The 13,707-nt window shown below is 34.1% G+C and carries 12 protein-coding genes; 3 read left to right on the top strand and 9 right to left on the bottom strand.

The genetic code is table 11. From position 1 onward, the window contains the following. Positions 1-28: 28 nt before the first annotated feature. Both ACQ654_RS17135 and ACQ654_RS17130 read right to left on the bottom strand, forming a co-directional pair. A complete protein-coding gene (locus ACQ654_RS17135; RefSeq protein ID WP_430411575.1) occupies positions 29-1,111 on the bottom strand; it encodes a diphosphomevalonate/mevalonate 3,5-bisphosphate decarboxylase family protein in 1,083 nt (360 codons plus the stop codon). Between the two features lie 276 nt (positions 1,112-1,387). Then, positions 1,388-2,596, bottom strand: a complete 1,209-nt coding sequence (locus ACQ654_RS17130; RefSeq protein WP_430411574.1) for an NAD(P)/FAD-dependent oxidoreductase — start codon at positions 2,594-2,596, stop codon at positions 1,388-1,390. A 168-nt stretch (positions 2,597-2,764) separates the two neighbouring features. On the opposite strand from ACQ654_RS17130, the gene ACQ654_RS17125 reads away from it, so the two are divergent. From ACQ654_RS17125 to rluF, 3 genes are all read left to right on the top strand, one after another. Further along, a complete protein-coding gene (locus ACQ654_RS17125) occupies positions 2,765-3,622 on the top strand; it encodes a hypothetical protein (protein ID WP_430411573.1) in 858 nt (285 codons plus the stop codon). An 83-nt stretch (positions 3,623-3,705) separates the two neighbouring features. Next, on the top strand, positions 3,706-4,338 hold the full coding sequence (locus ACQ654_RS17120) for a GH25 family lysozyme (protein ID WP_430411572.1): 633 nt from the start codon (positions 3,706-3,708) through the stop codon (positions 4,336-4,338). A gap of 67 nt (positions 4,339-4,405) precedes the next feature. Then, complete coding sequence (gene rluF / locus ACQ654_RS17115) at positions 4,406-5,140, top strand: 23S rRNA pseudouridine(2604) synthase RluF (protein WP_430411571.1); 735 nt, start codon at positions 4,406-4,408, stop codon at positions 5,138-5,140. On the opposite strand, the gene ACQ654_RS17110 is transcribed toward rluF, so the two are convergent. The 7 genes from ACQ654_RS17110 to ACQ654_RS17080 form a co-directional block, all read right to left on the bottom strand. Beyond that, positions 5,137-5,859, bottom strand: coding sequence for a LytR/AlgR family response regulator transcription factor (locus ACQ654_RS17110; RefSeq protein WP_430411570.1), 723 nt, complete (start codon positions 5,857-5,859; stop codon positions 5,137-5,139). The genes rluF and ACQ654_RS17110 overlap by 4 nt on opposite strands. Positions 5,860-5,861: 2 nt before the next feature. After that, positions 5,862-6,923, bottom strand: coding sequence for a sensor histidine kinase (locus ACQ654_RS17105; protein ID WP_430411569.1), 1,062 nt, complete (start codon positions 6,921-6,923; stop codon positions 5,862-5,864). An 88-nt stretch (positions 6,924-7,011) separates the two neighbouring features. Beyond that, a complete protein-coding gene (locus ACQ654_RS17100) occupies positions 7,012-8,412 on the bottom strand; it encodes an alpha/beta hydrolase family protein (protein ID WP_430411568.1) in 1,401 nt (466 codons plus the stop codon). 163 nt (positions 8,413-8,575) lie between these two features. Beyond that, complete coding sequence (locus ACQ654_RS17095; protein ID WP_430411567.1) at positions 8,576-9,292, bottom strand: DUF6090 family protein; 717 nt, start codon at positions 9,290-9,292, stop codon at positions 8,576-8,578. A 12-nt stretch (positions 9,293-9,304) separates the two neighbouring features. After that, a complete protein-coding gene (locus ACQ654_RS17090) occupies positions 9,305-12,994 on the bottom strand; it encodes a metallophosphoesterase (RefSeq protein WP_430411566.1) in 3,690 nt (1,229 codons plus the stop codon). A gap of 48 nt (positions 12,995-13,042) precedes the next feature. Continuing rightward, a complete protein-coding gene (locus ACQ654_RS17085; protein ID WP_430411565.1) occupies positions 13,043-13,297 on the bottom strand; it encodes a peptide methionine sulfoxide reductase in 255 nt (84 codons plus the stop codon). Beyond that, positions 13,294-13,551 carry a glutaredoxin family protein gene (locus tag ACQ654_RS17080; protein ID WP_430411564.1) on the bottom strand — a complete coding sequence of 86 codons (258 nt, stop codon included), beginning with the start codon at positions 13,549-13,551 and terminating at the stop codon, positions 13,294-13,296. Before ACQ654_RS17080 ends, ACQ654_RS17085 begins: the two co-directional genes overlap by 4 nt. Between the last annotated feature and the right edge of the window lie 156 nt (positions 13,552-13,707).

Below are 13,707 nucleotides of genomic sequence, written 5' to 3'. Positions count from 1 at the left end.
CAATTTGAGGCTTTTTATATATGTAAAATTACGCTTTTTTTGCTCCAAAACCTATTCTATCACAAATGTGGTGTCCATTTTGGCAAAATTTTACCAATTCATTTTGAATGAATGGATATATTTTTTCATTTTCGTTTTCAGGATATAATATGTGCACATTTGCGCCTGCATCCAACGTAAAGCAAATATGTGTTCCTGATTCTTGACGAAATTTCCAAATGCGATTGATAATTTCCAACGTATTTGGTTTCATTAAGATGAAATACGGCATTGACGTCATCATCATGGCATGAAGTGTTAAGGCTTCACTTTCCACAATGGCAATAAATTCGTCCAAATCTCCATCTGCTAAAACCGATTGTATTTTGGTTAGGTTTTCATGTGCTTGCGCAAAACGTTGTGCTGCAAATGGATGATTGTGCATTAAATTATGTCCAACCGTGCTACTCACTTGCTTTTCTCCTTTGTCAACCAATAGAATTGTATCGTGAAAGTTTTTAAAAACGTCGTGTACTTTGTATGGATATTTTACCGCATACAAGTCGTTGCTTCCAATGGTATCTTCATGTGTTCCCCAAACAATTAAATCGCCTTCTATGCTTCTACTTGCGCTTCCAGAACCTAATCGTGCTAAAAACGATGCTTTTTTATTAAAATCTTCGTCGGTCATTGTCGGATTGAGTTCTTTTTCTAAACTCATCAAACATAATGCTAACGCGCTCATTCCAGAAGCTGAAGATGCAATTCCGCTACTGTGTGGAAAGGAATTTGAGGTTTCAATGGTGAAATCATATTCCTTTAAAAATGGAAGATATTTTTCTATTCTATTTAAAAATGTGTTGATTTTCGGCTTAAAATCGTCCTTGTGTTTTCCTTCAAAGTATAACTCAAAAGAGAAGTCACTTGCAGCGTTTTCTCGTTTTTTGTAAGTCAATGTTGTCGTAGTTGCACAAGCATCTAATGTAAAACTGATAGAAGGATTTTGTGGAATTTGATCTTCCTTTTTCCCCCAATATTTGATGAGTGCAATATTACTTGGCGATTTCCAAGTGACAGTTCCGTTGTCAATACTTTTGGTATAATTTTTCGGTAGAAATGTTGCTATTTCCATGGACGATTTTAAAATTTAAGCAAAGATAAGGTTATTGTTTTAGACTTACTTTAGACTTGTTGGATTTTTAGATTGCCATAATTCTGAACTTGATTCAGAATCTCACACAAATTGATACATGCTCTTATACGAAGCTGAATCAAGTTTAGCTTGACGAAAAGTTTTTCAAAAATAACTAAACTGAATCAATAGCATGTGGATTCCTGCCTGCGCAGGAATGACATACCAACAATCCGAAAGCGAAGTGATACTAAAAACCTAACACCTGAATTCTCACTACTCAATGCTATTCGCAATAATATAACTGCCTGTCCAAGCATTTTGAAAGTTGAATCCGCCAGTAATGGCATCAATGTTTAGAATTTCACCTGCAAAGTATAAATTTTCTTGTTTGCGACTTTCAAAGGTTTTGAAGTTTACTTCTTTGAGATCAATTCCGCCAGCCGTAACAAATTCTTCTTTGAATGTACTTTTTCCTTTTACGTTGAAAATTGCTTCCGTTAATTGACTTGCTAATTGTTCTGTTTGTGATTTATTTAAATCTGCCCAACGTGTATTTTCTTTGATTCCAGCAGCGTTTATGATTCGATGCCACAATCGTTTTGGCAATTCAAATGGATTGTTTTTTTGAACTGTTTTTTTAGCGAGTTCTATTTTATAGTCTTTTATGTTTGCCAAACAATCTTCTTTTGGAACATCGTCTAACCAATTGACTTCTATTTGAAAGTTATAGTTTTTGTCTGCTAATGTTCGTGCGCCCCAAGCTGAAAGTTTTAAAATTCCTGGTCCGCTCATTCCCCAATGTGTAATGAGTAATGGTCCGTTAGATTCCAATTTGGTATGTGCCACTTTTACACTTGCTTGTGTTGCAATTCCTAGTAAATCTTTGATTCTGGCATCTTTGATATTGAAGGTAAATAATGATGGAACTGCAGGAATTATCGAATGTCCGAGTGTTTCCAGTTCTTTCCACATTTTCGGATTGCTTCCAGTTGTTAAGACAATATTTGTAGCTTCTAACATTCCCTGGCTCGTTTCAACGTGCCACAAACTGTTCACTTTTGAAATCTTTTTTACCGCATGGTTTATTCTAAAATCCACTTTGTACATTCGCGCTTGACGCAAAAAACAATCAATAATAGTTTGGGAAGAATCTGTCGTAGGAAATATTCTTCCATCATCCTCAATTTTGAGTTCTACGCCGCGTTCTTCAAACCACGCCATTGTATCGCCACAGCAGAATTGATGAAAAGGACCAAGCAATTCTTTTTTACCTCTTGGATAGTAGTTTACCAATTCTTTTGGGTCAAAACACGCATGCGTTACATTGCAACGTCCACCACCGGAAATACGAACTTTTGTCAAAAATTCTTTTCCTCTTTCGAGAATGACAACTGTTTTTTCAGGATGTTTTTCTGCAATGTTGATTGCCGTGAAAAAACCTGCCGCGCCGCCGCCAATGATAAGAATGTCTATGGGTTGCATGAGTTTTTATTGTTTGTACGTTGATTTATTGGTTGTAAAGAAATACTTTTTAATTTATAATTTAGCATTTTAGATTTATAATTTTAAAGTCTTAAACTATTCTTAATACGCTCGTAAAATTTTATCTTCCGTCAATAAAGCCGTATTTTTACAAAAACCCAAATTTATATGATGCTCAGATTTTTGAAACGTTTTCTAATTATTATTTTATTCACAAATTGTACTGTTAATTATGGACAGTTAAATAAAGTTGCAAAGTTAACAGGTGATTTGAAAGAAGTTTCAGGTGTTGAAACGATTTCAGGTTCGGATAATTTTTGGATGATAAATGATGGAGGAAATCATCCAAGAGTCTATGCTGTGAATACCAAAGGGAAGATTGAAAAGACACTTTATGTTGAAGGAAAGAATAGTGATTGGGAAGATTTAACAACTGATAACAAGGGTAATTTGTATGTTGGTGATTTTGGAAATAACAGAAACAATCGAAAGCATTTAAAAATTTACAAGTTGTCTGCTAGCGATTTATCAAATAAGAAAAATATTACTCCTGTCAAGATTGAATTTTCATTTCCCAATCAAAAAAAGTTTCCACCAAAAAACAAGGATAGACATTTTGATGTAGAATCATTTTTTCACTTTAATGGCTATTTATATTTGTTTACGAAAAGTCGTACCAAGAAAAATTATGGTCGAACTGATTTGTATAAAATTCCAGCTACAGCAGGAAAACATAAAGCCGAATTTATCAACACGTTTACTACTTGTGGCAAAATGAATTGTTGGGTAACTTCTGCTGATATTAGTCCGGATGGAAAGAAAGTTGTACTGTTATCACATGAAACAGTTTGGCAGTTTACCAATTTTAAAGGTGATGATTTTTTGAGTGGAAAAATGACCAAATTCGATTTAGACCACACTTCTCAAAAAGAAGGAATTTGCTTTAAAGACAATAATACTGTTTACATTACGGATGAACAAGCACATGGAAAAGGTCGAAGTTTATACGTATTTACACTTGATTAGCTCCTCGTTTTTTATTCTCATTGTATTTTTCTGTACCTTCGTTTCCCCATTAAGAAACATTTACAACCAAAAAACCTACAACTATGTCAACACAAACAAAAGGAATTGATATTTCTAAATTCCAAGGTCACGAAATCAACGATATTAATACAAGTAACACCGATCTAAACTTCGTAATTTGTAAAGCTACAGGCGGAATTACCTATACAGATCCTGATTTTTCTACAAATTGGAATGCAATTACAAAGCAAGGATTTGTAAAAGGCGCATATCATTTTTATTATACCAATGATGCTCCGCAACCTCAATCTAATAATTTTATTACGGCTTTAGGTGATAATTTTCCTTCGGATGCTTTTCCTCCTATTGTAGATTTTGAAGAAACCAGTATTAAGACACAAGATAAAAATCAAATTGTTTCTGATTTATTGACTTTCCTAGGTATTTTAGAGGAAAAATATGGTCGTGTTCCTATGATTTATACGGATGTGAATGTTGGAAACGAATATTTAAACGATCCACGATTTAAGAAATATCCACTTTGGATTGCTAATTATACTACAAAATCTGCACCAACTATGCCTGGCGCTTGGACAGGAACTGAATGGGTTTTATGGCAACAATCTGATAATTATAAAATTGGAGATACTGCAAATGATTACGACTTGTTTAATGGAGATTTGCAACAATTGAAAGATTTTATTGCGAATCATTAGAACTTCTTTACATATAAAAGTCTGAGCTATTTATTTTCCTTAAATTTGCAAACTGAAAGGATTTTAAATGAGTGATATACAATTGACAAGAATCAACAAATTTTTAAGTGAAGCTGGTTACTGTTCGCGCAGAGCGGCTGATAAACTTATTGAACAACGACGTGTTACAATTAACGGCGTAGTTCCTGCAATGGGAACTAAAATTGCGCCTGGTGATGAAGTACATGTGGATGGCAAATTGATTTCGGATCCGAAAGAGAAACCTGTGTATTTGGCGTTTAATAAACCTATTGGAATTGTCTGCACAACAGATGCGAAGGTTGAGAAAGATAATATTATTGATTATATAAATTATCCTTCACGAATTTTTCCAATTGGTCGGTTAGACAAACCGAGTGAAGGTTTGATCTTTTTGACGAGTGATGGCGATATTGTGAATAAAATTTTACGTGCGCGTAACAATCATGAGAAAGAATATGAAGTAACTGTCAATCGTCCAATTACGGCTGATTTTATTCAGAAAATGGGCGACGGAATTCCTATTTTAGGAACGCTCACGCGAAAGTGTACAGTGGAACAACTTACAAAATACACCTTCAAGATTATCTTAACACAAGGTTTGAATCGTCAAATTCGTAGAATGTGTGAATACCTTGATTATAATGTAGTAAAGCTTAGACGAACGCGTATTATGAATGTTACGTTGGACATTCCTGTTGGACAATGGCGTCATTTAACCGAAGAAGAGTTGCAAGGAATTAACGACTTGACAAATGCTTCTTCTAAAACACATCGTGATTAAAATCCAAAAACATCTTTGAATTTATAGGATTGTCTGCGAGAAACTTCAATTTCTTGTCCTGAATTTTTCATTACAGCTTTTAGTTTTCCGTTGAACCAAGGAATTACTTTTTCTATGTGTGTAAGATTGATGATTTGTTGTCGATTTGCTCTAAAGAAAGTCGCTTCAGGCAATTTTGCTTCTATTTGATTGAGCGATTTGTATATTAACGGTTTGTGATTTTCAAAATAGACACGCGTATAGTTTCCAACTATTTCAAATACTGCAATTTCAGAAATCTTTATTAACCAGCAATTTTCACCATCTTTTATAAATATTTGACGATGTAATTCGAAAGGTTTTTCTTCTGATTTTTCTTTTTCAATACTGACAATAACTTTTTCTATAGTTTTGGAAAATCGATCTTGATTGATTGGTTTTAGCAAGTAATCAAACGCGTTGTATTCAAATGATTTGATGGCATACTCATCATACGCAGTTGTAAAAATTGTCAGCGGAACATTGTCTAACATTTCCAGGAGTTCGAAACCATTTTTCTCAGGCATGTTAATATCTAAAAACAATACTTTCGGTTGCGTTTCATTGATTAATTCATAGGCTTTATCTACATTTTCAGCTTCACCAACCAATTCAATTTGCGGATGCTTTTTTAGAAGCACTTTTAATTCATTTCGCGCCAAGCGTGAATCTTCTACAATAATTGCTGTAATATTTTCCATAACTACGATACAGGTATTTCGATGGTGGCTTGCACTTCGTTTTCAACTTCTTTTAGGGTAAATGTTGCGTCATTTCCATAGAGTAATTCCAATCGTTTTTTGATGTTGTTTAATCCAATTCGAGTAGAATCGGTCTCCGTTTTTAAGGTTCCTGTATTGTTTACTTGTAGTATGATTTTATTATTATCATCCGTAACAATTAACGTTATTTTTCCACCATTTTTCTGATTGGAAACACCGTGTTTTATAGCATTTTCTATCAACATTTGTAATACCATTGGCGGAATTTTTATTTGTGTAAGGTCTTGCTTTATATCTTGTTCATATACCAAACGATCTTCCAATTGTATTTTTGATAATGCAATATAATTGTCTACAATTTCAAGTTCTTGCGCAATCGGAATTGCGTCTACTTTGTTCATGTTTAACGAGTAACGCAACATTTCAGAAAGTCGTGTAAGCATATCTCTAGCTTTGTCAACATCTTCTAACATAAGTCCGCGAATGTTGTTTAAACTGTTAAACATAAAGTGCGGATTGAGCTGTCCTTTGAGTGTATTTAACTGAGAATCTTTAAGTTCAGTTTCAAGTTTTAACCGATCAATTTTATTTTTTCGTAACCGTTCTAATGATTTTATTCCCACATAAAATAGAATCCAAAAGAAGATAAAAACAGCAATGTTTATGATTGTAGAAAAGATTTCTAATGCAGAAAAATCGTTTGGTTTGTTATGAATGTATAAAAATGAATAATGTGCACCTGCAATTAATATACCCGAAAAAAGCCATGATACAATTCCGAACGCTAAAAATACTTTTATGTAGCTTTTTTGGTTTTGATTGGCGATGAAATCAATTCGTTTTAGGTAGTTTCTTAGCAATGATGTGAGTCCGATTCCTAGCGTGATAAAAATAAATCCTTCTACTAAAAAATAGTTTGGTTTTACTTTTTCTGCTGGCACCAAATACATTTTTGACCAAACATTTGCTATCGTTAAAAATCCCCAACCTACAATTTGTAATGTCCAGAATAGATATGTATTTATTTTGGTTGACCTTGCCATGAGTTAAAGATAGTTGTAAAATTTAAAATGCACTTTTTGACGAATTTTTGGGTGCGTCATAAAAGTGCATTTTCTTTTGATTGATGATTTAAAATCTTTCGTTAATCCAGTCTGAAATGTATTCTAATGCTACTGGAGAAAATGTCTCTTCAATGGTTGCATATTCACTAAAAGCGCCTGTTTTTGCGGTTTGAAACAAGTGATTTAAGTTTTCAAATTGTTTGATGGTTACATCCTTGTTATGCTTCAATCCTTTTTCAATGGCATTTAAATTTAATGCAGGTAATACTTGAAAGTCTTTTTCACCATTTACAGCCAATACCGGACAAGTTACTTTTGGCAACGATGTTTGCGGATCATATCCTAAAAATGCTCTCATCCATGGTGACGTAATCATTTCTACTTGCTGACTGATTGCGTTATCTGTTAATTCATCTTTTGACTTTTGTGTTGTCATTTTATCGCGCATTTCTTCAAATAAAGTTTTTATTTCTTTTTTAGAACTTTCGCCTTTGTAGTTTGCACAAATGCTATAAATTTTAGCAGAAATCGGCATGGAGATTTCAATGTCTTTTGGATCTGTTCCATTTAACTCTGCTCCTTTTTTACCTTGCGTCAACAATACTTCTTTTCCATCAACTCCAGGACCTGCAAGTAATACACAAAATGCTACGTCTTTGTTCCTTGCCGCTACAATTGGTGCAATAAGTCCGCCTTCACTGTGTCCAACTAAGCCTATTTTTTGTACGTCTACCACATCACTTCGTGTTTGTAAATATGCTATTGCCGCTTCTACATCTGTGGCAAAGTCAAACGAAGTTGCTACTGAAAAGTTACCTTCAGATTTTGCAGTTCCTCTATCATCGTAACGTAATACGGCAATTCCTTGTCGTGTTAAGTGATCGGATACTACTAAAAATGTTTTGTGTCCAAGCAATTCCTGATCGCGATTTTGTGGTCCTGAACCCGTAATTAAAATTACAACTGGCGGATTTTTGACATCTTTTGGCAAGGTTAGTGTTCCTGCTAGCTTGATATTTTCAGCTTTGGCATTTTTAAAAATAACCTCTTCAGAAGCGTATGGATAGGGCTTTTTAGGTTCTTGAGGTCTTACAGGTTTCGTCACTTTTTCCCCTTTTGTTAACTCTAGCGGAAATACTTGTCCTGATTGTTTAAATGTTCCTTTGAGAACTCCGTCAGTTAACGTTGCCGTATATTCCATTCCCATTTGGTTTTGCAATATAGTTAACTTGTTTGCTTCAAACGTTGTTTTGTCAATCGGAATTCCAAAAGCGTTTTGTTGCGGACTGTCTAATGTTGCTGTGTACGTTCCTTCCGCTTGAGAAATGTTGAGTGCTAAAGGCAATTCCATTCCTTGTATATTTAAAGCACCTTTCCAAGTTCCTGAAATGTCTTGCGCAGAAGCCACGACAGTTGCTAAGAAGAACGCTATTGTGAAAACGATTTTGTATAGTGTAAATGATTGCATGTCTGTTTGTTTTTTGATTACGATGTAAAAGTATTGTGTTTACAGGCTTCTACATCCGAAATTATGACGAACGGAAATTTGAATATGGCGAGCGGTTTGGTGTTTGGTAAAAAAGTGGTTTTAATTTAGAATATACTCAAAAAACGGTTTCATATTTATACTTTTATTCTTCTTTCCATTTTTCAATTTCTTGAAGAATGACTGTTGCTTGTTTTTTAAATTTTACCAATTCGGGCATAAATACCGTGTAAGTAGAAAAATAGGTGCTTGCAACTCTATTTTTGTAATCTGGATCGTTTAAGGCATATTCTGTAAATTCTTCATTGTTTTTCATCAACACTAAATCTGCCCACCATTTGTAATTGTTTTTATAGTGCGAATAATTTTCTCGAAAGTCTGAAGCACGCAAATCATCATCTATCTGAATTTCGCGCAAGCGTTCTGTGTAAAATTCTATGATTTGTGTTGATAAACTGTCTTGAAAGTTGTCTGTATTGAAAGCTGTTAATTGATTGTAACCTCTTTTGTTAAACGTAATTTCAGGAAATCCTATAGTTAAATATCGTAATCGTGGATTGATTGTGTAATCAAAACGTTTTATAGAGTCATTGAGTATTTTTGAAAATAATGGATCAACTGTTTTATAATAGCTTTGAAGTCTTTCTATTTCTTTGAGATCATTTTGCAAATCGTCTTCTATGATACTATAGATATTTAGAAGCTGTTGTTTTTCCTTTCTATTTTCATTCCAATTATTAAGCGAAACTGCTATGAGAATTCCAATTACCACTAAGATAATTTCTCCAATTGCATATACTATATAGTTGGTAAATTTCTTTTCTTTCAACAGCTTTTGTCTAAAATTCTTAAATAGTTTCATTAACGACATGAATTAAAATCCAAATCCTAAACCAAACGCAAAACGTACTCCATCATCTGAGTTAAATAATGAAAAGTTTGCTGTCAAAACATCTGCTGCATTTACCCAAAATCCGCCTCCGAGCGATGTATTCCATTTATTTGACGAATCACCATCAATCCAAACTCTACCATAATCAAATCCACCAAATACACCTATGTTTAGCGGTAATAATTCGGTACGTACTTTTCTTAGATTCCAACGAACGTCTGTAGATTGTACAAAGGCACGTTTTCCAGTAAATCGTTCGTGTCTAAAACCTCGTAATCCAGTTCGCCCACCTAAAACTGCTCCTTGATAAAATTCAAATTCATCTCCAAAATTCACGTGCCCGCGTAGTTTTGTAGCCAATACTAAACGTCCGCTAGGAATGAGTCGGTGATCTATGGAAAATTCAGGAATTACATAAGCAAATCCTCTTGAAGTACTTACATTGTTTTTGTAACCTGTTTCCAGACTTACTTCCATTCCCATTGTTGGAAATGCTTCATTATCTACGTTTTTGTAATTGTATTTTGCATTTACACCGAAGAAATCTTGCATGTCAAATAGATTTGAGTTTGCAGGGAAATTTTGTTCTAAAAATCGTCCTGGTGTACGTTCTATTTTGTTACTTTCATAGAGTAATCCGGCACGAAAACTTCCACCCAATTGACCTCGCCAAACTAAAGAAGGTGTGAACCTAAATGTTCTTATTTTGACACGATTGTAATCTAAGTTTACATCTAAACCATCATTTTCATCTGCTTCAGGATTTGGTGAATTATTTCCAAAACCAAAGAAGTTTACTGCATAGTTAGGACTATTAAAGTCTACACCAATTAGTAAATTCCAGCGTCCGACCATATTATTAAATTCGCCTAGATATCCTATATCGAATCCGCTTGTTGCGAAATAATATCCTGTTCTAATAGTGTGGCGTGATGTATACGGGTTTCGTTTGAAACCATAATTTGTTTTTGTTCCTGTGAATCCAATTTTGAAACCGTCATCAGGATTGAATCCAAATATCGGCAATACTTGTGTGCTTCCGTTTTTAAACTTTTTATAATTGTACACATTGGTTTCATAATTGTCTGTAAAAACCGCATTTCCTTTATCGGTTAAAACTGTACTCTTTTTGGATTTATAGTCGTAGTATGTAATTTTTTCACCGTTTCGGATGTTGTACGTATCGTTATTTTGTCCACCAATAAGGCGAACTTTAATGTATTTATCACTGATTCCAAAGACATCAAAAACGTCATCATCATCTAAAGCGTAAATCCAAATTTCTCCAGTTTCTTCAATGTTATATGTACGTTGGTGAAATATGTCTGTTCGTTTTCCTCCTTTTATCCTGTATGCGGTAACTTTTGTTTTACCATTTGGCAAACGTTGGATGTCGAACCAGTCGTCTTTATTTGTTCCTTTTACTATAGCAAGTTCATTGATAAGTTTGTAGTAACGGTCTGAAATGGCTTGAAGATTTCCGCGTCTGGAGCGAAGATTCTTCTTTATTTCTTCCATATCTTCATCACGAACCTCTTTTGGAAAGCTTAAAAATGCTTTTTCTATAACATCGTCTGTTAGTCCTTCCTGAATGGCTTTTACTTGTGCATCCCAAACGTCTTTTCCTGATTGAAGAATTAGCGACATATCTAACGGATATGGCTCCATATTCATTCCTTTTACATCTTCTAAATCGCCACTATATTCTCGCAATAAACGTGCTGTCGGAATTATTTTTACAGCAGCTGAAAGTAAGAAACCATCAGACATTTTTGAGAAGGCTAAGTCACGATCTCTTGGTAGTGGACGAAAAACACGCTGTCCGTTTTCTCTAAATTCTATCCAACGCCATTGATCTTGGTGTCTGTCCCAATCGCCAATAAGCATATCAAATAAACGAGCACGGATATATGAAGCTTCATCAAGGATTACATCTTCATCTTTATCTAGCTTTTTCAGCATGTCATCCGTACTTTCTAAATCATCTTGATAACCAAAACTTGCTTTGTCCGAATGTCCTTCCGAAGTATGTTCTTCTATCATATAGAGTTCATCCCCAAAATTATCATTGTATTCTCCTAAAGCTTTTTGTTTTGGCACATAATATAAAACTGGATTTGTGTGATAAACTCCAACGGCATCTGCCAAAGTACCGACAGCGAAAGGTGCATAAGGATGTGCTCCTGAGAAGATATCTAGTATTAAATCTTGTGTTGCTGTATCTTCAAATTGCCCTTCAATGTATTGATCTTTAAATAATACTGCTTGTAAGTAACGAAGTGCTTGTTTTCGCAATGCTCTCATTACATATTGTGCACCATTTTTATCTTCTAATCGTAAGGATTTTGATTGATTTCCTCCACCCATTCGTACAGGTTTCAATCCGCCTAATAATGTATCTAAATCTACTGTTGGTGCTTCTACTTGTGTGCTATATTGTTTTCGGAAGCGTTCTCCCCACAAAAATTCATGCACTCCAGTTTTTGAGGTTTCTTCTTTTGTGTATACTGAAGCAGAGACCATTTCTGGAAACGTTTCTGGATATACCACATCAACTTCTGGTGCTGGCGCTCGTACAACTTGTGTTTCAAAAACCATTTTATTGTCTACTGCGGAGTAGAAACGTGCGTGAGATGAGCCGTCTTTGAATACATCTAAACGCACAAAACCATAAGTTCCATAAGAGAATAAGCCGCCACCAACATTGCGCGTTCCTGACATTTTTGCCCCTGAACCACTTACAATTTGACGTAAATTGTCTTCTACAATGTATTGTAAACTGTGCTCATGTCCGGAAACGAAGATAACTTTATCATTTTCTTGTGAAAGTGTAACGATACGTCTTTGGAGTTCGTTATATCTTTTATTAGATAAGTCAACATTAGCTGTCCCACTTGTAGAGCGAATTAAGTTTTTCAACGTTCCTAATACAGGAATTGGCGACATATGTGTTTTAAATATGTAATGCCCATCATGCGGACCATTTGTATACATTGGATGATGCAGTGCTACAATGGTTGTTTTTCCGCGTGCTTTTTTGATCAGGCTACTGTATTCTTCTAAGAATTTTTCTCGTGTTTTTATTTGACATTCGTCATTCATCGTCGGATGATTATTCCAGTTTGTAATGTACCATTGTGTATCAATTAAAATTAAATCAATGTCATCTGAAACTTCAATTTTTTCTATCGGACAACCATTTTCAGGCAAGAACGTGTTTTTTCCAAGTATGTTTTCTACATATTTTTCTTGACGTTTTAGTCCTTTTAAACCATCGTTATACCAATCATGATTTCCAGGAATAAAAATTGTTTTTCCTTTAAAACCTTTTACAATTCCTGTTTGTGCATCTAGTTGATGTGCTGCAAACGCTCTTTTTCTGCTAGATTTTTCTGGTAATCCTGCAGGATAAATGTTGTCTCCTAAGAAGATAGCTGTACTGTTTTTGTCAGCTTTTTGGAGTTGTTTTTCAAGCATTTGTAACGCAATTGCTGTTTCGCCCATTAAAGAGTTTCCCGCATCACCAATGAGATAGAACGAATGTTTTATTTCTTTGTCTGTTGGAAATGTATATTCTTCTAAGTCGCTAGTATATTGTGCTTCAAAAGTAGCACATGCACTGAAACATAGTATAAAAATTAATATACCTGCTGATCGTAATGATTTTATCATTTGTTATATTTTTGATGGCTTAAAGATACTGATTCGTTTTTTAAATTATTACCTCAATAAAATGTAGTTTTCTAGAAAGTGTATGACTTTGTGTTTGGGCATTTCACAAGGGTTTAATATTTCGGCTTGTTTAGTGATGTAGTAGTTTACACTTACGAAGTTATTTCCGCCAAGTTCTGCTGCATATATTTTATAACTTTTCCCTTGATTGAATTCACTTTTGGTAACTCCATATTTTGCTTTTTCATAGTGTACTTCTGAATAGCCAAGAGGTAATTGTTGAATCTTTTTTAGTACATTCATTTTAGTAGTTTTTGTAACCATTTTTTCAATTCTTCATCTTTCGGATTTCTGAGTTTTTTAGTTCCAATAGTGATTGTTGGAAAGTTTAACTTCCTATTTTGATATAATTTTCGTAATTCTTCTGCATGTGTTTTATTTTCATTTACATCTAAATATTGATACGGAAATTCTGTTGCAGCTAACAACTCTTTGTAGTGTATTGTTTTGTGACAACTAGCTGTTCCATAGAGTTTTATTTCAGGAATATTTTTCATACTGTAATCGTTTTCTCTTTATACTAAACTAACATTTATTTGTGTAACAAAACCTTGTGAATGGTTTACTAAAATATACAACAAACTCCTACGTTTTCAACTTCTTTACGAAACATTACTTAAAGTTTAGTATTTTTACTCAAATTAAAAGAAATT

Source organism: Kordia sp. (assembly GCF_965283645.1).
Lineage (GTDB): Bacteria > Bacteroidota > Bacteroidia > Flavobacteriales > Flavobacteriaceae > Kordia.
Note: the sequence above shows the minus strand (reverse complement) of the source record. Positions and strands in the feature narration are given on the sequence as shown.